Source organism: Rathayibacter sp. VKM Ac-2927 (assembly GCF_022815525.1).
Lineage (GTDB): Bacteria > Actinomycetota > Actinomycetes > Actinomycetales > Microbacteriaceae > Rathayibacter > Rathayibacter festucae.
On sequence record NZ_JALGRT010000002.1, the window covers coordinates 122,332 to 142,444 of the forward strand.

A 20,113-nucleotide genomic window follows, 5' to 3' on the forward strand; every position below is an offset into this window, starting at 1 on the left:
CGCGCTATGCCCGGGCGATGGGGCGGCTGTGCGCCGCCGGAGAAGCGCGACGACGACCGCCGCACCGCGCGCCACCACGGACAGCGGGCGGATCGCCCGCCGCTATCGTGCAGCGGGCGTGCACTCGCGCGCCCGGACGGACGGAGCAGAACGATGCCGGACTCCTCGCGGGCGATCGTGCGGCCGCTGGACGCCGCCGTCTCGGGCTTCGTCACTGTCCCCGGAAGCAAGAGCCTGACGAACCGGGCGATCGTCCTCGCCCTCGCCGCGCAGGGCACGTCGGTGCTGCGGCGCCCCCTCCGCAGCGACGACACCCGGCACGGCGCGACCGTCGCCCGTGCACTGGGCGCCACCGCGATCGACGAGGACGACGCGATCTCGATCACCGGGCTCGGTGCCCTCCGCCCTGTCGATCGGGCTGAGCTGCACGTCGGCTCGGCGGGCACGATCGCCCGCTTCCTGCCCTGCTTCCTCGCCTTCGGCGGGCCGGGCGAGTGGACGCTGACCGCGAGCGAGCAGATGACGCGGCGCCCGATGGCCGGCCTGTTCGCCGCGCTCGAGGCGTTCCCCGGCGCGCTCACCGCCCTCGGCGAGCCCGACCGCTACCCGCTTCGCGTCCGGGGCGGCGGCCACGCGCCGGCGGCGATCGAGGTCGACGGCGGCGTCTCCAGCCAGTACCTCAGCGGGCTGCTCCTCTCGGCGCCGCTGCTCGACCGCGACATCATCGTCCGCGCGCGAGGCGCCGTCGTCCAGGGCGCCTACGTCGACATGACCGTCGACTCGCTCCGCCGCTTCGGCGCGACCGTCGAGCGGAGCGCCGACCGCCGCGCCATCACCGTGCACGCGGGGCCCACCTCCGCGGTGGACCTCGAGATCGAGGCGGACGCGTCGACCGCCTCCTACTTCGCCGCGCTCCCCGCGATCCTCGGCGGGTCGATCCACCTGCCGAACGTCGAGCGCGCTAGCCGGCAGCCCGACACGCGCTTCCTCGAGATCCTCGAGCGGTTCGGCTGCGAGAGCGTCTGGAACGACGGCGGTCGCGGCGTGACCGTCACACGGCCCGGCGATCTCGACCGCCTGCGCGGCGGTGCGCGACTCGACCTCAACGACTGCTCCGACGTCGCGCTGACGACCGCCGCGCTCGCGGTCTTCGCCGACGCCCCGACCGAGATCGTCGGAGTGGAGCACATCCGCCAGCACGAGTGCGACCGGATCGACGCACTCACCGCCGCGCTGACCGCCTTCGGGATCGAGGTTGAGGAGCGGCCCGACGGCTGGCTGATCCAGCCTGGCCCCCCGCGCTTCGCCGAGATCGGCACCCGCGACGACCACCGCGTCGCCATGTCCACGGCCCTCGTCGCCCTCGGCGGAGCAGGCGCCGCGCTCGACCACCCGCGCTCCGTCGACAAGACCTGCCCCGAGTTCTGGGACCTGCTCGCGGGCGTCGGCGCGGACGTCGAGCTGGTCGAGTAGCCCCGCCGGAGCGTATCGAGACCCGCCGTCCTCACGAGGGCTGGTCTGCAGACTCTTCCTTCAGACGGTGGGCGGATCTCGATACGCCCGCTCCGCGGGCTACTCGACCAGCAGAGGGCGGCTCCCCGACATGCTGGTCGAGTAGCCCCGCAGGGGCGTATCGAGACCCACCGTCCTCAGCAGGCTGGGTCTGCAGACTCCACTTCCGGCGCCGGTGGATCTCGATACGCCCGCTCCGCGGGCTACTCGACCAGCATGGGCTTGCGCGTCGACTCCCGCGGCTAAGTGCACCTAGCGCTCGGAGGACGGCGCGGGCTCGTCGGCCGGGTCGGCGTCGAACTCCTCCGGGTCGACGACGGCCGAGCGGGCGTAGCCGCGCACGCGGCGGTCGATGAAGGTCGCGAACCAGAGGAGCACGCCGATCACGAGCAGCACGCCCGCGATCTCGTACTGCGCGATGTCGCGGCCGGAGGTGATCGGCAGCACCAGGTAGAGGCAGGCGATCGCACCGAGCACCGGCAGCACCGTCGGCGTCCGGAAGTGCGCGTGCTCCACCGGCTGGCGCCGCAGCACGAGCACCGCGACGTTCACCACCGCGAAGACCGCGAGCAGCAGCAGCGACGTGGTGCCGCCGAGCAGGACCGCGATCGGGTCGGACGGGTCGCGCGACACGTACGCGGTGAGCAGCAGCGCGAGGACGGTGGTGAACAGGATCGCCGCCCACGGCGTCCGCCGGCCGGCCAGCACGTTCTTCAGGAACGGCGGCAGCACGCCCTGCTTGCTCATCCCGTAGAGCAGGCGGCTGGCCATCATCATGTTGATCAGCGCGCTGTTCGCGACGGCGAAGAGCGAGATGAAGGGCAGCAGCGTCGAGATCGGGAAGTCCGGCGCGGCCGTCTCCACGACCGTCACGAGCGGCGTGTCGTTGCCGGCCAGCTCGCCGATCGGCACGATCGCGACGGCGAGCGTCGAGACCAGCACGTAGACGACGGCGGTGATGCCGAGACCGGTCAGCATCACCTTCGGGAAGATGCGGCTCGGGTCCTTGGTCTCCTCGGCCATGTTGACCGAGTCCTCGAAGCCGACCATCGCGAAGAAGGCCAGCGAGGTGGCGGTGCTGACCGCGAGCAGGAGCGACTTGTCCTCGGGCGTCTCGAACGCGACGACGCGGGAGAAGTCGGCCTGGCCGCCGAAGACCGCGAAGAAGCAGACGAAGATCACCAGCAGCAGGCCCGACAGCTCGATCAGGGTGAGCACCACGTTCAGGCCGACGCTCTCGGCGACTCCGCGCAGGTTGACCAGCGCGATGCAGACCATGAAGATCAGCGCGATGCTCAGCCGCGTGCCCGCGCCGTCGCCCAGGCCGAAGCCGATCGCGAAGTTGCTCGCGAACGCGCCGGAGGCGGCCGAGGCCGAGGTGATCCCGCTCGCCATCACGGTGAAGCAGACCAGGAAGGTGACGAAGTGGATCCCGAACGCCTTGTGCGCGTAGAGCGCGGCGCCGGCGGCCTGCGGGAACTTGGTCACCAGCTCGAGGTAGGAGCAGGCGGTCAGCGTCGCGACGACGAAGGCGATCACGAACGGCAGCCAGGCGGCACCGCCCACCTCAGAGGCGACCTGCCCGGTCAGCGCGTAGATGCCGGTGCCGAGGATGTCCCCCACCACGAAGAGGAGGAGGAGCTTGGGACCGAGGACCCGCTTGAGCTCGGGAGGTGCCGTTTTCTCGCTGGTCGCCGTCATGATCGCGCCTCCATCGGTTCGTACCGGGTGGCGCGAGCCTAGGGCCGCGCGGGAGGCAGGGGGAAGCCCCGAGGACGGGAACGACGGCGCGAGCGCGTCCGGAAACGCAGAAGCGCCAGGACCCCGAACCGGTCCTGGCGCTTCTGTGGCAGTGGGGTCAGAGAATGATCGGCAGCAGGTTGCAGAGACCGGTGAAGCCGAGGGCCTGGTTGCCGAGGCCCGTCAGGCGGGCGGTGGCGGAGTTGTTGCCCGCGTTCGACTCCGTGTAGCCGGCCGGGACGCTGGCCAGAGACAGGGTGAAGTTGGTCGCGACGAACGCTCCGAGGACTCCGGTGAAGCGCACCGTGGCGGACGGCGTGGCGCTGCCGATCGTGATCGTGCGGTTCGAGCCGACGAGCACGCCGACGGAGGCCGCGGTCGCCGTCAGCGTCACGTCGGCGAGCGACGGGCCCGAGAGCGTGAAGGTGGTGCCGGCCGGGATGTTCCCGGAGGCGGCGCTGATCGTGAACTCGGGGAAGGTTCCGAGCAGGCCGATGGTCGCGCAGCTCTTCGAGACGACGATGTCGACGGTCGCGTTCGACGCGGCGGCAGCGGGAGTGGCGATGGCGACGGCGACGACCGGCACGCTCCAGGCGGCGGTCTTGGCGAGCGAGCGGCGGGAGAGGGAGTTCTCGGGCACGGGTTCCCTTTCGAGGAGTCGGAGCGGAGGCCGTGCGTCGGAGGAGACCCCCGCGACCGGACAAGGGGAAAGCTAGGGAGCTGTCCCCCTTTCGATCCATCCCGGCGAACGCGGCGAGGATCACTCGAATCCGGCAGAACCTGTCTCCGGGCTGAGAGCCGCCTGCACGGCCGCGCGCGAGGATCCGCGCCGTTCCGGGCGCCACCGAGCGCCGCTCCGACGACCGGTGCCTCGGTCGCGTTCCTCGCCGAGGCGAGCCGACCCGCCGAGGAGGCCGATCAGGCGTCGCGAAACAGCGCGCCGCTGTCGGCCTCGGACGGTTCCCCCGCCGGTCGCGTCTCCGGACGTCCCGCCGGTTCAGGCGTCGTCGAGGTCCTCCGCGGCGCGCCGCAACCGCAGCAGCACCTGGAGCTCCAGCGCCCGCCCCCGCCACTCCCGGCCGAGCAGCCGGTCGAGCGCCGCGAGCCGCTGATAGACGGTGTTGACGTGCACGCGCAGCGCCGCTGCGGTGGCCGTGGGCCGGCGGCCCTGGTCGAGGAACACCTCGAGCGTCCGGAGCAGCGGGACGCCGCGCGCGGCCTCCTCGGCGAGCACCGGTCCCAGCTCGCGCGCCGTCTGGTCGCGCAGCTCCTGCCGGCCGGTGCGGCTGAGCAGGACCGCGAAGACGCCGAGGTCGGCCGCCCGCGCCAGCACGGCCGTCCGGCCGAGCGTCGTCATGACCCGCGCGGTCCGGCTGGCCTCCGCGTGCGCCGCGCGCAGCCCCGCGGGCTCGAGCACCGGCCCGGCCAGGCCCGCCGCCGGTGCCTCCTCGCCGCCCCAGCGCAGAGACAGGTCGAGGTCGGCGGGGACGACGAGCACCAGCTGACCGCGGTGCACCGCCGAGGCGACGCGCTCGCCGAGGCGCAGGCCCGCCACGTACCGCCGGGCGCGCTCGGGGTCGCCGCCCGCGACCACCACGAGGTGCGCCCGACGGGGATCGAGGCCCGCTCCCCACCAGCGCCGGCTCTCGGCGGCCGGGTCCTCCTCGCTCCGGCTGAGCAGGTCGATCGTGGCGATGTCGCGGCCGAGCTGCACCGCGCGGGCGGTCGCCCGAGCGCCGGCGAGGGTCAGCGCGATCAGCGGAGCGGCGCGCTCGACGAGCAGCGCCGCATCGACGGCGGGTGCAGCGGAGTCGGCGGGCTCCGCGTCGTCGACGACCAGCGCGCCGAAGAGGGTGCCCGCCGCCAGCACCGGCTGCACGAGCGCGTCTCCCACCCGGATCCGGCCCGGATCGCCCGACTCGCCCGCCCGGGCGAGCGCCGCCCCGATCGGCCCGGCGCCGGGGTGCGCGAACCAGCGCACCGGCGCGTCCGTCATCGCCCGCACCCGCTCGACGAGGGAGTCGGGGTCGCCGCCCGCGAGCACGGCCGCGGTGAGCTCGGCGTCCAGGCGCAGCGTCGCCGCCAGCCCGTCGCGCGCGTCCCGCAGCTCCTGCGCTCTGCTGGCGTTGTCGAGCGCGACCGCGGCGTGCGCGGCGAGCGCCGTCAGCAGGCTGATCTCGTGCTGCCCGAAGCGCCGCTCCTCCCGCTTGGCGGCGAGCAGCACGCCGAGGATCTGCCCGCGCACGCTGAGCGGCACGCCGAGCAGGCCGCGGATCGACTCGGCGGCGGCGGCGCGATCGGCGCGCGGCTCGTGCACGAGGGTCTCGTCCGCCGCGTAGTCCGAGGTCCACCGGGGCGCTCCCGCCTCGAGCACGGCGCCGACGAGCCCGGCCGAGCTCGGCAGGCGCACGCCGACCAGGTGCGCCGAGCGGTCCCCGCTGGCGACCCGGATCTCGAGGTCGTCCTCGGCGATCAGCACCACGTAGGTCAGGTCGACGCCCAGCAGCCGCCGGGCCTGGTCGACCACCTCGACCAGCAGCTCGCCCGGATCGGCGACGGAGGCGAGCCGGCCGGCGATGTCGTTCAGTGCCGCCAGCTCGACCGCGCGGTGGCGCCGCTCCTGCAGCAGCACCGCGATCTCGACGGCCGCGCGCGCCTCGGCGTCGACGACGGACTCCTCGGCGCCCGCCGCCAGCAGCGCGACGCGGTGCGCCTCGAGCGCGGGCAGGTCGGCCTGGTCCGCGAGGAGGTCGAGCCACTGCTGCCGTGCCATGGAGGCATCCTCCACCCTGCGGCTCGAGAGTGGAAGGTCCGTCCATTGTCGGCGAGGGCGGGGAGGACCGAGAGTGGAGCGTCCCCGAGCGGTACCGCCGCCCCCAGCTCAGGAGCTCCCCATGAACAACGTCGTTCCCCACCCCGATCACGGCCTCTCCGACGTCGCGCCGACGCCCGGCAGCGCCGGCCCCGCCGCCGTCGCCGACACCCCGCCCGTCCTCACCGGACCGCTCCGGCTGCGCCGGCTCTCGGTCGGCCTCGCCCTCGTCTACGTCGCGATCCTCGCGATCAACTCCGGCGGGCTCGGCATCCTCATCCCGAACCTCGTCGCCGACCTCGACGCCGCGAACAAGATCGGCAACCTCGCGATCGTCACCACGGTCGCCTTCCTCGCCAACGTCTTCGCGCAGCCGATCGCCGGCGCACTGTCGGACGCGACCCGCTCGCGCTTCGGCCGCCGCTCCCCCTGGATGATCGGCGGGGCGCTGCTCGCGGGCGGCTTCGTCCTCGGCCTCCCGCTGGCGAGCTCGGTGGTCATGGTCGCCGTGATCTGGCTCGTGGTCCAGCTCGGCCTCAACGCCCTGCAGGCCGCCGCGACCGCCCTGGTGCCCGACCGCTTCCCCGCGGCCAAGCGCGGCGGCGTCTCCGGCATGATCGGCCTCGGCATCACCGTCGGCAACGCGGCCGGCGCCGTCATCGCCGGCTCCACGGTCGGCTCGGGCGCCCTGCCCTACGTCGTCCTCGCCGTGCTCCTGCTCGTGATCGTCGCGCTCTTCGTCGTGGTCGACCCCGACCGCTCCAGCCGCGACGACGTCGCCGCGCCCCGCCAGACCCTCGGCGAGTTCCTCCGCGGCTTCTGGGTCGACCCCCGCAAGCACCCCGACTTCGCCTGGGCCTTCGCGGCGCGCTTCCTGATGGTCATCGGCTTCTACGGCGCGCAGACCTTCGGGCTCTACATCCTGCGCGACTACATCGGCCTCAGCGACGAGGCGTCCAACGGCTTCGCCGCGCAGATCGGCATCGTCCTCCTGCTCGGCGTGCTGATCTCCGCGCTCACCAGCGGAGTGCTGTCCGACCGGATCGGGCGCCGCAAGCCCTTCATCGTCTGGGCCTCGGTGATCATGGCGATCGGCCTCGCCGTCCCGCTGGTGCTGCCGACCACCACCGGCATCCTGATCTACAGCTTCCTGCTCGGCCTCGGCTTCGGCGCCTACATCTCGATCGACCTCGCCCTGATGACCGAGGTGCTGCCCGTCTCGATGACCTCCGGCGCCAGCACCGCGGGCCGCGACCTCGCCATCCTCGGCCTCGCCACGACGCTCCCCCAAGCGCTCAGCCCCTCGATCGCGGCCGGGCTCGTCTCGCTCACCGGCGGCTACCCCGTGCTGTTCGTCTCGGGCATCGTGTTCGTGGTGCTCGGAGCGCTCGCGGTGATCCCGATCAAGTCGGTCCGCTGACCGGCACGGCCCCGGGACCCGCGGCGGGGTCCCGGGGCCGACCTGCGTCCGCCGCCCCCTGCTCCCCTGGCCGCCCCTCGAGAAAGACGGACCGATGCGACTCCACACCACGACGACCGGAGACGGCGAGCGCCGGCTGGCCCTCGTCCACGGCCTCGGCGCCGACGGGGCGACCTGGGCGCCGCTCGCCGAGCGGCTGGTCGCGACCGGCGAGTACACCGTCACCACGGTCGACCTCCGCGGGCACGGCCTCAGCGACCGCGCCTCCCGCTACCGCCTCGACGACTTCGCCGACGACCTCGTCGAGACCCTGCCGGCGGGCCTGGACGGCGTCGTCGGGCACTCGCTCGGCGGCGCGGTGCTGGTGCGCGCGGTGCCGCGCCTCCGCCCCGCGCAGGCGGTCTACCTCGATCCGGGCTTCGCGCTCGCGCTGCCCACCGCCGGAATCGCGGGGCGGCTGTTCTGGGCGGTCCCGCAGCTCACGATGGGCGTCGCCGGCCTGGTGCAGGCCCGCAAGGGGGCCGCGGTGCGCCGCGGCTACCCGCCGGAGATCCGCGCCGCGCTGGACGACGCGCGCGGCCGGTTCGACGCCTCGATGGCGATCGGCGTCTTCCGCGACGTCGCCTTCCACCCGGTCGCGGTCGGCGCTCCGGCCGTGCCGTCGGTCCTCGTGCTCTCCGACGACTCGCCCGCCGTGCTGCCCGATGCCGTCGTCGACCGGCTCGAGGCGGCGGGCTGGGGCGTGCGGCGCGTCCCCGGCGTGCACCACGACCTGCACCTCGAGGCGCCGGAGCGGACCTTCGAGCTGGTCGCCGGGCTCCTCCGTCCCGGCGCGGAGCGGCGCTGACCGGCACGGCACCCCATGGCGAGCCGACGGGCCCGGCGGCGCACATCGGCGACTCATAGACGACCGAGACGAGCCGCATAGCGCGCCTTCCTACTGTCGGGACGTCGAGCGGACCCCACCGCTCGGCCTCCCCGACCGAAGGACGCCATGTTCGCCACCTATCTCCGGCGAGAGCTGACCAACCGCCGCCGGCAGACGATGATCATCGCCGCCGGAATGGCGCTCGCCATCGCCCTCGTGATCCTCGTCACCTCGTTCTCCGCCGGAGTCCGCAGCGCCCAGGCCTCGGTCCTCGAGTCCGTCTACGGCGTCGGCACCGACATCACCGTCACCCAGGCCGCCGTCGCCCCGACGGAGGGGCAGGCCCCCGGCCAGCGCTTCGACTTCGGCTCGACCGACGGGACGACCGACGACGGCACCACCTCCGTCAGCCAGTCGCGCCTCGAGGCCGACCGCGGCACGACCACCTTCGACGCCTCGGCCGTCGCCACCGCGCAGGGCGTGACCGACGTCTCCGCCGCGATCGGCGTCCTCGCGCTGAACAACACGACCTTCAGCGGACAGCTGCCCGACTCCGCCCAGCAGGGCGGCACCAGCGGCACCGGCGGCACCGCGGGTCAGGGCGCCGCAGGCACCGCTCCGGCGGCCGGCGAGGCGCCCACGGGCGGCCCGGACGGCGCGGGAGGCTCCTCCTTCGGCGTCGACTCCTTCTCGGTGCTCGGCCTCGACCCGGCCGGCTCCGCGATCGGCCCCCTGGCCGACGTGAGCCTCACCGACGGCCGCACGTTCACCGCGGACGACGCGGGCCAGAACGTCGTCGTCGTCGACTCCTCCTACGCGACCACGGCCGCGCTGTCCGTCGGCTCGACCGTCGACATCGGCGGCACCGACTTCAGCGTGATCGGCATCGTCACGACCGACTCCACGGACGCGAGCACCGCCTCCGACACGTACATCCCGCTCGACGTCGCCCAGACCCTCTCCGGCCAGGCCGGACTGATCTCCTCCGTCTACGTCCAGGCCGCCTCCTCCGAGGACATCTCCTCGATCCAGACCGCCCTGCAGACCGCGCTGCCCGACGCGACCGTCTCGACGCAGGCCGACCTCGCCTCGAGCGTCTCCGGCTCGCTCTCCACGGCGGGCAGCCTCGTGGCGAACCTCGGCACCTGGCTCTCGCTGCTGGTCCTCGCCGCCGCGTTCCTGATCGCGATCCTGTTCACCGTCTCGGGCGTCACCCGGCGCACCCGCGAGTTCGGCACGCTCAAGGCGATCGGCTGGAGCAACGGCGCGATCGTCCGCCAGGTGGCCGGCGAGTCCGTCGTCCAGGGGCTGATCGGCGGCGCCGCGGGCATCGTCCTCGGGCTCGTCGGCGTCACGATCGTGAATCTGATCGCGCCCACCCTCTCGGGCACCTCCACCACCACCTCGGCGATGGGCGCCGGCGGTCCCGGCGGCGGCTTCGGCGGAGGCGGCCCCGGCGCCGCGCAGACCGCCGCGGCCACCGAGGTGGCGCTCTCGCTCCCCGTCACCGTGCCGGTCATCCTGCTCGCGGTCGGCCTCGCCGTCCTCGGCGGACTCCTCGCCGGAGCCCTCGGCGGCTGGCGCGCCTCGCGCCTGCGCCCCGCGGCCGCGCTCCGCTCGGTCGGCTGACCCCCTCGTCTCCTCGTCTCCTCGACTCCTCGTCCCCGGAAGGACACCCGCATGTACACCCTCACGAACGTCACCAAGAGCTACGACGGAGCGAAGACGACGGTCACCGCGCTGAAGGACGTCACCCTCACGATCCCGGACGGGCAGATGGTCGCGATCCAGGGCCCGACCGGCGGCGGCAAGTCGACGCTGCTGCAGATGCTCGGCGCGCTCGACCGGCCCACCTCGGGCACCGTCGTCCTCGGCGAGCACGAGATCTCCTCGGCGGGCGACGCGCGCCTCGCCGCGATCCGGGCGCGGGAGGTGGGGATCGTCTTCCAGAGCTTCAATCTGATCCCGACGCTCACCGCGCTCGAGAACGTCGAGACGGCCCTCGCTCCGCAGCGCATCCCGCGGGCGGAGCGGGCCGAGCGGGCGAAGGCGGCCCTCGCCTCCGTCGGCCTCGCGGACCGGCTCGACCACCTGCCCGCCGAGCTCTCCGGCGGTCAGCAGCAGCGCGTCGCGATCGCCCGCGCACTGGTCAAGAACCCGACGGTGCTCCTCGCCGACGAGCCGACCGGCGCCCTCGACGAGGACACCCGCGACGACATCATGACCCTGCTCGAGACCCTCTGGAAGGACCTCGGCCTCACCCTCGTCATCGTCACCCACGACTCCGCCGTCGCCCGTCGCGCCCAGCGTCGCCTGCACCTCAAGAACGGCCACGTCCGCGACGTCGCCTGAGCCCATGCTGATCGAGCAGCCCGCGCAGCGGGCGTATCGAGATCCACCACCGTTCGAACAGCGGGTCTCGATACGCGCTGCGCGCTACTCGACCAGCAGAAAGCGCCTGCTCCTCGGTCGGCCGCGCCTCCCGCTGAGGCCCCGCCTCAGCCCGCGTGCTCCCGCAGGAACGCCAGCGCACGCGGCCACGCGTCCGTCGCCGCGTCCGCCCGGTACATGCCCTCGTTCGCGTCGTTGAAGAACGCGTGCCCGGCTCCCGGATACACGACGATCTCCACGTCCTTGCCCGCGGTCGCCTCGCGGATCCCGGGGACCTGCGCCATCAGCGGTTCGTCCTGGTCGCCGTAGAATGCGAGGACCGGCACGCGCAGCGAGCCGAGCTCCTCCGCCGAGGCCGTGTTGTGCCCGTAGAACGGCACCGCCGCGGCCACGCGCGGCTCCGCGAGCGCGAGGGCCCAGCTGAAGGTCCCGCCGTAGCAGAAGCCGGTGACCGAGACGCTCGTCGTCCCCTCCTCTCGCAGGAGCCGCTCGACCAGCGCCCGGAGGATCGCGATCGTCCGCACCGCGTGCTGCGGCGTGAACACCGGGGCGAAGAACGTCCGCAGCTCCACCTGGCGCGGCAGCCGGCGCACCGGGTGGTCGTAGTCCGCGCGCTGCTCGGTCTCGAGCTGCTCGAGCAGCCCGCTGTCGGCGAGCAGCTCGGGCGCGACGATGCGGAAGCCCTCTGCCGCGTAGCGGTCGGCGACCGAGCGGATGTGGCCGTCGACCCCCCACACCTCGTGGATCAGGATCAGGACGCGCCCGCCCTCTCCGCTGCAGTACACCGGTACATCGTGGTCGGCCAGGGTCCAGGTCTCATCGCTCGTGGGCATCTGCGCACCCTAGCCCCGCCGGCCGGGAGCACACCCACCGGTGGACCTCCGGCACGCAGAACCTCGTCCGGCTCGTCGAACCGGCCGATTCCCGCGAGCCGGAGCCGATTCCGCGAGCCGGAGGTGCCCCGGAGGTGTGCTCAGCCCGCCGCAGCAGTGAGCGGCGGCGCGACGAGGATCTCGTCCCACTCCCCCTCGGGCCGCTCCCAGCGGAAGCCGTGCCGCTCGTAGAGCCGGCGCGCGGCGCTCCCCCGCAGCACGTCGAGGCGGAAGGGCCGGTCGGCGCGCCCGTCCTCGAGCATCACCCGCCGGAGGACCGCCCCGCCGATCCCGCGCCCCTGCGCGGCGGTCGCGAGGTAGAAGTGCTCGATCCAGACCGCGTCGTCCTCGAGGCGCGACGCGATGCAGCCGACGACCTGGCCGTCCGCCTCGATCACGCGGGTGTGCTCGGGCCGGTAGCCGTCCAGGAAGCGGTGCCGCACCCGGTGCTCGTCGTAGCGGTCGAGCCGCTCGAGGTCGGGCCGCATCACGACGGCGCGCAGCTCGGCGATCACCGGGGCGTCGTCGAGCCGCCCCGCCCGGAGGCTCCAGCGCGGAACCCCGTCGAGCTCAGCGCCCACGGGGCTTCCGGGTCCGCCGCACCGCCGGCCGCGCGGTACCGCCGGGGCGGGCGGGCTTCTTCTTCCCGCCGCCGGCCTTCTCCAGCTTCTCCCGCGCCTCGCGGGCCTTCGCCTTCGCCGCCTTCGCCCGCGACTCGACCTTCGGCGTCGCCGCGGTGCCGCGCGTGGTGTTCGCGCTGCGGCCGCGGACCACGCCGATGAAGTCCTCGACGTCGTCGGTCTTGTCCTCGGTCGCCCAGGCGAGCCGGACGCTCGTGGGCGCGACTCCGGTGACGGGGACGACCCGCACGTCCTTCCGGCTGTGCACGCGGGCGACGGACTGCGGCACGATCAGCACGCCGACTCCGGCCGCGACCTGCTCGACGGCGTCGTCGAGGCCGGCCATCCGCGGCAGCGCCCGGCGGGTGCCGTCCGCGATCTCCGCGGCGAGCGCCGCCCACTCCGGCACCGTCTCCGGCTCCTGCAGCAGGTGCTCGTCGGAGAGGTCGGCGACGTCCATCTCCTCGGCGTCGGCGAACGCGTGCTCGCGGGGCAGGATCGCGACGGGCTGCTCCTCGTAGAGCAGGATCGAGCTGACGGAGTCACTGCGCACGTCCCCGCGCACGAAGACGATCTGGGCGCGGCCGTCGCGCAGCACCTCCTCCTGCTCGCTCTCCGCGATCGGGAGCACGCGGAGCCGCAGGTCGGGGCGGCGCTCGGACCAGACCCGGGTCCACTTGGTCGGCGTGACGCCGGGCACCAGGGCGATCAGGAGCGCGGGGCCCTCGGGCTCGGCGCCCTCCGGCTCGGCGTCAACGGGCTCGGTGGCGTCGGGCTCGACGTCGTCCGGCTCCGGCATCTCGAGGTCCGTCTCAGCGGCATCGGCCCCGTCGTCCAGGCCGACCGCGTCCTCGCGGGGTGCCGGCTGCTCGCGGGGGTCCGGCTCGTCGCTCATCCGTCCAGGGTAGGTCCTGCGCGCCCACCGGTAGGGTTGCCGCATGGCCAAGGCGACACAGACGATGAAGGCTGCGACCGCGGCGAAGAAGCTCCAGATCTTCCTCCCCGCGACTCCGGAGGAGTTCCAGGAGTCGGCGATCACCCGCGAGCAGTACGACGACCTCGTCGCGAACCCGCCCGAGTGGCTGACGACGCTCCGCGAGACCGGCCCGCACCCGCGCCCCGTGATCGCCTCGCGCCTGAACGTCTCGATCTCGGGCCTCGCCCGCGGCGGCATCGACGAGGCGCTGACCACCGAGCAGATCCAGGCCCTCCTCGACGAGGTCCCCGAGTGGCTCCGCGTCGAGCAGAACTCCTACGCCGAGGTCCGCCGCGAGCAGGCCCGCCTCAAGTCCGAGCGAGCCGCGAAGGACGCCGAGTCCGCGTAAGCCGGACTCCCGCGAGATGCCACTTGTGCACGCGACACGCCGTGAAAAGCGTGCACAAGTGGCGTCTCGCGGAGGCGGCGAGGCCGGGACGTCCACCCAGGCGCCCGCCGCCGAGGCGTCGAGGACGGCGTCGGTGATGCGGGCGGCGCGCAGGCCGTCCGCGAAGGTCGGCAGACCCTCGACCTCGGCACCCGCGACGGCGGCGTAGGTGTCCCGGGCGAACGCGGTGAACGCGTCCTGGTAGCCCATCGGATGCCCGCTCGGCACGATCGAGAGCCGCGCCGCATCCGGGCGCAGGATCGACCCGTCGCGCGGAACGAGCGTCGCGCTGTCGCGCCGCCCGACCCACAGCGTCTCGGGCAGCTCCTGCTCGAACCGCAGCGACTCCTCGAGCCCCGAGACCTCGAGCACCAGCTCGTTCCGGTGCCCGGCGGTCACCTGCGAGACGAGCAGCGTGCCGACGGCGCCGCCCGCGAGGCGGACGATCACCCCGGCGGCGTCCTCCGTCTCGACCCGACGCCCGCCGCGCTCCGCGTGCACCGTGCTCGTGAGCGACGCGAGCGACGCGATCCGCTCGCCGGTCACGAACTCGAGCAGATCGACCAGGTGCGAGCCGATGTCGGCGAAGGCGCGCGAGCGCCCGCCCGCCGCCGGGTCGACCCGCCAGTTGTCGTCGGAGGCGCCGAGCAGCCAGTCCTGCAGATAGCTCCCGCGCACCGTCACGAGCCGCCCGGTCTCACCGGCCGAGACCCGCGCCCGCGCCTCGCGCACCATCGGGTGGAACCGGTAGGCGAACGGCACCGTGGCGACCACTCCGGCGGCCGACGCGGCGTCGACGAGCGCAATCGCCTCCGCCGTCGTCGCCGCGAGCGGCTTCTCGCAGACCACGTGCTTGCCCGCCGCGATCGCCGCCAGGGCGAGCTCGGCGTGCGTCCCGTTCGGCGTGCAGACGTGCACCACGTCGATCGAGTCGTCCTCGATCAGCGCGCGAGCGTTGTCGTAGGCGACCTCGAAGCCGAGCTCGCCGGCCGCCCGCTCGCCCTTCGCCGGGCTGGAGGAGGCGATGCCCGCGAGCACCGCGCCCGCACTGCGGGCCGCCCGGCTGTGCACGGCGGCCATGAAGCCGCCGCCGAGCACGCCGACCCGCAGGGGTCCGCCCATCAGACGAGCGTCGCTTCGCTCGGGTCCCAGTCCTCGGGCAGAGCGGGGCGCGGCGCGACGGTGCTCTCGACGAGCACCTTCTCGCCGGTCTCGGCGGCCTCGAGCAGCGACAGCATCACGTCGGTCACGTGGTAGGCCAGATCGCCCGAGGCCGCCTCGGGACGGTCGGCGCGGATCGCGCGCGCGAGCTCGAGCACGCCGGTGCCGCGCGAGGCGGTCGAGCCGGTCGCCTGCACGACCTCCGGCTCGGACTCGCCGCGCCGGTACAGCGTCAGCTCGCCGTCGTGCATGTTCGGGTCGGGGAGCACGAGGGTGCCCTCGGAGCCGTTGATCTCGACGAAGCCCATCCGCGGCAGGCTCGACTCGAAGCTCCAGACGCCCTGCGCCGAGGCGCCGGACTCGAAGCGCAGGAGCCCGCCGATGTGCGTCGGGATCGTCACGGGGAACTCGGTGCCCTCGCGTGGGCCGGAGCCGACCGTCCGGGTGGCCCGGGCCTGCGAGGAGACCGCGGTCACGCTCTCGACCGGGCCGAGGTTCTGCACGAGGGTCGTGATGTAGTACGGCCCCATGTCCAGCAGCGGTCCGCCGCCGGTGGTGAAGAAGAACTCGGGGTTCGGGTGCCAGCCCTCGGGGCCGGGGCCCTGGAAGAGCGTGATCGCCGAGAGCGGTGTGCCGATGGCTCCGCCCTCGATGAGGCGCTGCGCGGTCTGCAGGCCGGCGCCGAGGAAGGTGTCGGGCGCCGTCGCGACGCGCAGCCCCTTCTCCTTCGCGAGCGCGAGCAGCTCGACGCCGCTGTCGCGATCGAGCGAGAACGGCTTCTCGGTCCAGACGTGCTTGCCCGCCTCGACGGCCTGGCGCGCCACCTCGACGTGCGCGGCCGGGATCGTGAGGTTCACCACGATCTCGATGCCGGGGTGCGCGAGCAGCTCGTCCACCGTGCCCGAGGCCGGCACGCCGAACGCCTCCGCCTGCGCCTGCGCGCGGTCGAGGTCGATGTCCGCGACGAAGAGGACCTCGAGGTCGGGGAAGACGGTGAGGTTGGTCAGGTACTGCGTGCTGATGTTGCCGGCGCCGATGACGCCGACGCCGACGCGCCCCGCGCCGCTCATGCGCCGAGCTCCGAGACGTAGCGGAGGCCGGAGGCGAGGCCCTCGAAGACGTCGCCCGCGTAGGCGTCGAACTCGAGGACGGCCAGGGCCTGCGGGGCCGCGGCGAGGATCGCCGGAACGTCCATCGCCCCCTCGCCCGCGGGCAGCTGCTCGAACGTCTCCTTCGAGATCGGCCCGTCCTTCACGTGCAGGAACTGCACCCGGTCACCGAGGCGGCCGAGCACCTCGACCGGGTCGTCACCGCCGACCGCGGCCCAGTAGGTGTCCAGCTCGAGGACGATGCGCGGGTCGAGCAGGCCGGCGAGGTGCTCGAAGGCGCTGCGGCCGTCGACGCGGTTCTCGAACTCGAAGGCGTGGTTGTGGTAGCCCAGCACCAGCCCGCGCGAGGCGGCGGAGTCGACGAACCCGTTGAGCTCGTCGGCGATGGCCTTCACGCCGTCGGCGCTGGTCCAGCGCTCCGGGTCGACCATCGGGTCGATCACGGTCTGCACCCCGAGCGAGGCGGCGAGGTCGAGGATCTCCTCGACCGGCGCCCCGGCCTCGAGCAGCCGGGCGTGCGCGCTCGGCGCGGTGAGGCCGGCGGCCGGGAGGGCGGAGCGGTAGGCGTCGGCGCGGTTCACCAGGTCGAAGAGCTCGACGTTCGCGAAGCCGAGTCCGGCGAGCCGGTCCAGCGCGGCCGGCAGGTCCTCCGCGAGCGCGTCGCGGACCGAGTAGAGCTGGACGGAGAGGTCTGAGGGTGTGGCCACCGGGGGGTGCTCCTGATCGACGTCGAACATTGGTCCCCCGACCCTACGCGGACTTTTGCTTCCCGCCAAGCAAAACCCCGCGCCGCGGCGCGGGAAAGCGTGCTCCCGACGCGCAGAAGCCGACCCCCCTGTGGTTGACTCCACCCATGTCCCCGCGCCGCCGCTCCTCGATCAGCGCGGTGGGCGAGCTGCTGCTCCTGCTCGCCGACGGAGCGCCGCGCACCCGGGCCGACGTCGTCGCCGAGACCGGCCTGCCCCGCGCCGCCGTCTCCGCGCAGCTCGACGCGCTGATCGCGACGGGTCTCGTCGCCCGCCGCGACGACGCCCCCTCCTCCGGCGGGCGCCCGGCCGGCCGCGTCGCCTTCGACGCCCGCGCGCGCAGCCTCCTCGTCATCGACTTCGGTGCCGCGCACGCCACCGTCGCCCTGACGGACCTCGACGGCCGCGTCCTGGCCGAGCGGCGCGAGGCGATCGCGATCGCCGACGGCCCGCAGGTCGTCCTCGGCCACGCCCTCGACGTCGCCGACGCGCTGCTCGCGCAGACCCCCGGCGCCGGTCCGCTCGCGGGCGTCGGCGTCGGCGTCCCCGGCCCGGTCGAGCACGCGACCGGCCGCCCGGTGAAGCCGCCGATCATGCCCGGCTGGGACCGCTTCGACATCCCCGCCGCGGTCGGCCGCCGCCTCGCCGTCCCCGTCCTCGTCGACAACGACGTGAACCTGCTCGCGCTCGGCGAGCACGCCGCCCACTACGCCGACGTCGACGACCTCCTCTACGTGAAGGTCTCCACCGGCATCGGCGCCGGCATCGTCAGCGGCGGCGCCCTCCAGCGCGGCGCCCTCGGCGCGGCGGGCGACCTCGGCCACGTGCAGGTGCCCGGCGATCGCGGCGAGGCCGACCTCGAGGCGATCGCGAGCGGCTCGGCCATCGCCCGCCGCCTCACCGCCGCGGGCCTGCACACCGCCGCCGGCCTCCCGGTCGCCCGGACCTCCGACGTCGTCGCCCTGCTCACCGCCGGCGAGCCGACCACCGTCGAGCTGACCCGCGCCGCCGGCCGCGACCTCGGCGAGGTGCTCGCGACCTGCGTCAACCTGCTCAACCCCTCCGTCATCGTCATCGGCGGCAGCATCGCGGAGGCGAGCCACGAGGTCCTCGCCGGCGTCCGCGAGGTGGTCTACCGCCGCTCCCTCCCCCTGGCGACCCGCGCCCTCGACATCGTGCAGGCCTCCGGCGACACCGGCGGCGGCGTCCGCGGCGCCGCCCTGATGGTCCGCCGCCACCTGCTCTCCCCCGCCGAGGTCGACGCCTTCCTCAGCGCCTGAACCGGCCTGGGCCCGGGCCGACCTCCCCCCGCCGACGGCGTGCCGGTTGGGCAGGACGGCCCGGGAGGCAGAGAATGAATCGGTGCCCGATCTGCAGCTCTCGTTCCCCTGGGAGACGCAACCCGTCTTCGTGGACGCGAAGCCGCCGCACCTCCGCCGGATCGTGGCCGACTCCTCCGACCGCGTCGCCTGGCTGCGCGCCCGCTCGCGGGGCATCACCGCGACCGACGTCGCGCGCCTGTCCTCCCCCGCGGCCATCGATCGCGCCGCGCTCGACAAGCTGTACGGCTCGAGCTTCAGCGGCAACGCCTTCACCGACCACGGCCGCGCCCGCGAGCCGGAGATCGCCGCCTGGGTGCTCCGCGAGCACGCGATCGAGCCGAGCAGCACCCTCTTCCACGCGAGTCAGGAGCGCCGCCACCTGGCCACTCCCGACGGCATCGGCCTCCGCGAGGACGGCCGCCTCGAGCTCTGCGAGATCAAGACGACCTCGAAGCAGTGGCGCAGCATCCCGCGCCACTACCTGCGCCAGGTCTTCTGGCAGCAGTACGTCCTCGGCGCCGAGCGCACCCTCGTCGTCTGGGAGCAGCACCGCGATTTCGTGCCGATCGACGCCGTCCCCGAGTTCCGCTGGGTCGACCGCGACGAGGACGAGATCCACGTGCTGGTCCGCCTCGCCGGCATGCTGATGGCCGAGCTGCACGAGAGAACGCGCGCGGGCCGGCGGTGACCGCCCTGCTCCTGCACGGCCTGGGCGGCGACCGCTCCCAGCCGCTCGGCCTCCTGCGCGCGGCGCTGCCGGCCGGCACCGAGGTCATCGCCCCGGACGTCCGGGCGCACGGCGCCTCCGAGCTGATCGGCGGCGCCGCCGACTTCTCGCTCGACGCCCTGGCGGACGAGGTGACCGAGCACGTGATCCGGGCCGGAGCCGCGCACAAGCCGCTCACCGTCCTCGGCATCTCGATGGGCGCCGCGATCGCCCTGCGGCTCGCCAGCCGGAAGGTCCTGCCGATCGACCGCGCCGTGTTCGTGCGCCCCGCCTTCACCGCGGAGCCGCTGCCGGACAACCTCACGGTCTTCCCCGTCATCGCGCAGCTGCTGCACGACCACGGCGCCAAGCGCGGCGAGCGGCTCTTCCGCGCCTCCGGCCTCTTCGAGCGCGCGGCCCAGGTGTCGCCCGCGTCGGCGGAGGCGCTCTGCCTGCAGTTCCGCTCGCCGCAAGCGCAGGAGCGCGCGGTCCGCCTGGCCGAGATCCCGCGGAACGCCGCCTACCGCGACTCCGGCGAGCTCGGCGAGGTCATCGCGCGCACGCTCGTGATCGCGGCCGACCGCGACCCGGTGCACCCGGTCGCGGTCGCCGAGCAGTGGGCTAGGGCTCTTCCGGACGCAGACCTCGAGCAGGTCCCGTCGCGGGACGCAGGTCTGTCGCAGCAGCAGGAGCGGATCCGCGGTCACGTCCGGGAGTGGCTCGGTCGCTGAGCTCCCGGCCGGTCGCGGCCGCCCGGAACTCCTCGCCCGCCCGCCCACCCTTGAACTCCTCGCCAGCGAGGACGAGCCCGACGACGGCCAGCCAGAGCACCGCGATCGCCGTCGCGACGAACTCGAGGGTGCCGCCGACTCCCAGCCACAGCCGCAGCAGCGAGAAGATCGCGCCGGTCCCGGCGACCAGGGCCACCGCGACGCCCGCGACCAGTGACAGCCGGGCGACCCCGGGCCGCTCCCGCGCCGTGGCGAGCTGCAGCATCGCCAGGCAGGCCGCGGAGAAGCCGAGCACCGCGGCGGAGGTGTGGATCAGGTCCTGCCAGCTGAACCGCGGTCCGACCGGGAGCGGGCAGCCCGCCGAGCAGGTCACCTGCGAGGCGAGCGCGAAGCACAGAGCGGCGAGGAGGATCGCCAGCGCGGGCCGGAAGCCGGGCAGCAGCCGCGTCCGCACCGCGCGGGCCCCGATCGCGATGGCGACGCCGCCGGCCGCGACCAGCAGCAGCGCGATGCGGAAGGTCCCCGCCGTCGGCAGGTCCGGCGCGCCCATCTCGCTGACGTAGACCCAGCGGCTCGTGCCGATGCTGAAGCGGGCTGCCAGCAGCAGAGCGAGTCCCGCGAGGACCAGGAGCGCCCCCGCCACGAGAAGGGGGCCGTTCGCTCGTCGTCGCACCCCCTCATGGTGCCAGACGGCACAGGGAGCGCCACCCGGGGACCGGGTCGCCGCCCTCCCCTCCCG

At 74.1% G+C, this 20,113-nt stretch carries 18 protein-coding genes and 1 pseudogene; 9 read left to right on the top strand and 10 right to left on the bottom strand.

Going from position 1 to position 20,113, the window contains the following annotated elements:
• The first annotated feature begins 153 nt into the window (after positions 1-153).
• On the top strand, positions 154-1,473 hold the full coding sequence (aroA, locus tag MT353_RS05800; protein ID WP_243623830.1) for a 3-phosphoshikimate 1-carboxyvinyltransferase: 1,320 nt from the start codon (positions 154-156) through the stop codon (positions 1,471-1,473).
• Between the two features lie 291 nt (positions 1,474-1,764).
• Here aroA and MT353_RS05805 read toward each other — a convergent pair whose 3' ends face one another.
• The 3 genes from MT353_RS05805 to MT353_RS05815 form a co-directional block, all read right to left on the bottom strand.
• Entirely contained in the window at positions 1,765-3,213 is a 1,449-nt protein-coding gene (locus MT353_RS05805) for an APC family permease (RefSeq protein ID WP_243598363.1), read from the bottom strand.
• A 157-nt stretch (positions 3,214-3,370) separates the two neighbouring features.
• Positions 3,371-3,892 carry a hypothetical protein gene (locus MT353_RS05810; RefSeq protein WP_243598362.1) on the bottom strand — a complete coding sequence of 174 codons (522 nt, stop codon included), beginning with the start codon at positions 3,890-3,892 and terminating at the stop codon, positions 3,371-3,373.
• A 357-nt stretch (positions 3,893-4,249) separates the two neighbouring features.
• Positions 4,250-6,025 carry a GAF domain-containing protein gene (locus MT353_RS05815; RefSeq protein ID WP_243623831.1) on the bottom strand — a complete coding sequence of 592 codons (1,776 nt, stop codon included), beginning with the start codon at positions 6,023-6,025 and terminating at the stop codon, positions 4,250-4,252.
• A gap of 121 nt (positions 6,026-6,146) precedes the next feature.
• On the opposite strand from MT353_RS05815, the gene MT353_RS05820 reads away from it, so the two are divergent.
• From MT353_RS05820 to MT353_RS05835, 4 genes are all read left to right on the top strand, one after another.
• Positions 6,147-7,484: an MFS transporter gene (locus tag MT353_RS05820; RefSeq protein ID WP_243623832.1), complete on the top strand. Its 1,338-nt coding sequence runs from the start codon at positions 6,147-6,149 to the stop codon at positions 7,482-7,484.
• Between the two features lie 94 nt (positions 7,485-7,578).
• Positions 7,579-8,331 carry an alpha/beta fold hydrolase gene (locus MT353_RS05825; RefSeq protein WP_243598360.1) on the top strand — a complete coding sequence of 251 codons (753 nt, stop codon included), beginning with the start codon at positions 7,579-7,581 and terminating at the stop codon, positions 8,329-8,331.
• Between the two features lie 147 nt (positions 8,332-8,478).
• A complete protein-coding gene (locus tag MT353_RS05830; RefSeq protein WP_243598359.1) occupies positions 8,479-9,981 on the top strand; it encodes an ABC transporter permease in 1,503 nt (500 codons plus the stop codon).
• Between the two features lie 51 nt (positions 9,982-10,032).
• Entirely contained in the window at positions 10,033-10,704 is a 672-nt protein-coding gene (locus tag MT353_RS05835) for an ABC transporter ATP-binding protein (protein WP_243598358.1), read from the top strand.
• Between the two features lie 146 nt (positions 10,705-10,850).
• On the opposite strand, the gene MT353_RS05840 is transcribed toward MT353_RS05835, so the two are convergent.
• The 3 genes from MT353_RS05840 to MT353_RS05850 all read right to left on the bottom strand — a co-directional run bounded on the left by MT353_RS05840 (position 10,851) and on the right by MT353_RS05850 (position 13,130).
• Positions 10,851-11,576, bottom strand: a complete 726-nt coding sequence (locus MT353_RS05840; RefSeq protein ID WP_243623833.1) for a dienelactone hydrolase family protein — start codon at positions 11,574-11,576, stop codon at positions 10,851-10,853.
• 140 nt (positions 11,577-11,716) lie between these two features.
• The gene (locus MT353_RS05845; protein ID WP_243598356.1) at positions 11,717-12,196 is read right to left on the bottom strand and encodes a GNAT family N-acetyltransferase; all 480 of its coding nucleotides are present in this window, start codon (positions 12,194-12,196) and stop codon (positions 11,717-11,719) included.
• A complete protein-coding gene (locus tag MT353_RS05850) occupies positions 12,186-13,130 on the bottom strand; it encodes a LysR family substrate-binding domain-containing protein (protein ID WP_243623834.1) in 945 nt (314 codons plus the stop codon). The genes MT353_RS05845 and MT353_RS05850 overlap by 11 nt, the downstream gene beginning before the upstream one ends.
• 64 nt (positions 13,131-13,194) lie before the next feature.
• Here MT353_RS05850 and MT353_RS05855 point away from each other — a divergent pair, with 64 nt between their 5' ends.
• The gene (locus MT353_RS05855) at positions 13,195-13,560 is read left to right on the top strand and encodes a DUF5997 family protein (RefSeq protein WP_374204695.1); all 366 of its coding nucleotides are present in this window, start codon (positions 13,195-13,197) and stop codon (positions 13,558-13,560) included.
• 99 nt (positions 13,561-13,659) lie between these two features.
• Here the strand turns inward: MT353_RS05855 and MT353_RS05860 are convergent.
• From MT353_RS05860 to MT353_RS05870, 3 genes and pseudogenes are all read right to left on the bottom strand, one after another.
• A pseudogene (locus MT353_RS05860) lies at positions 13,660-14,721 on the bottom strand (Gfo/Idh/MocA family protein); the annotation flags it as partial.
• Positions 14,721-15,830, bottom strand: a complete 1,110-nt coding sequence (locus tag MT353_RS05865) for a Gfo/Idh/MocA family protein (RefSeq protein ID WP_243623835.1) — start codon at positions 15,828-15,830, stop codon at positions 14,721-14,723. The gene MT353_RS05865 and the pseudogene MT353_RS05860, both read right to left, overlap by 1 nt.
• On the bottom strand, positions 15,827-16,576 hold the full coding sequence (locus MT353_RS05870; protein WP_243623836.1) for a sugar phosphate isomerase/epimerase: 750 nt from the start codon (positions 16,574-16,576) through the stop codon (positions 15,827-15,829). The genes MT353_RS05865 and MT353_RS05870 overlap by 4 nt, the downstream gene beginning before the upstream one ends.
• A gap of 146 nt (positions 16,577-16,722) precedes the next feature.
• Between MT353_RS05870 and MT353_RS05875 the strand changes: the two genes are divergently transcribed.
• From MT353_RS05875 to MT353_RS05885, 3 genes are all read left to right on the top strand, one after another.
• On the top strand, positions 16,723-17,895 hold the full coding sequence (locus MT353_RS05875) for an ROK family protein (RefSeq protein ID WP_243581335.1): 1,173 nt from the start codon (positions 16,723-16,725) through the stop codon (positions 17,893-17,895).
• A gap of 82 nt (positions 17,896-17,977) precedes the next feature.
• A complete protein-coding gene (locus MT353_RS05880; protein ID WP_374204687.1) occupies positions 17,978-18,625 on the top strand; it encodes a YqaJ viral recombinase family protein in 648 nt (215 codons plus the stop codon).
• On the top strand, positions 18,622-19,374 hold the full coding sequence (locus tag MT353_RS05885) for an alpha/beta fold hydrolase (RefSeq protein ID WP_123737385.1): 753 nt from the start codon (positions 18,622-18,624) through the stop codon (positions 19,372-19,374). The genes MT353_RS05880 and MT353_RS05885 overlap by 4 nt, the downstream gene beginning before the upstream one ends.
• Here MT353_RS05885 and MT353_RS05890 read toward each other — a convergent pair.
• Complete coding sequence (locus MT353_RS05890) at positions 19,265-20,047, bottom strand: DUF998 domain-containing protein (protein ID WP_243623837.1); 783 nt, start codon at positions 20,045-20,047, stop codon at positions 19,265-19,267. The genes MT353_RS05885 and MT353_RS05890 overlap by 110 nt on opposite strands.
• Positions 20,048-20,113: the final 66 nt, after the last annotated feature.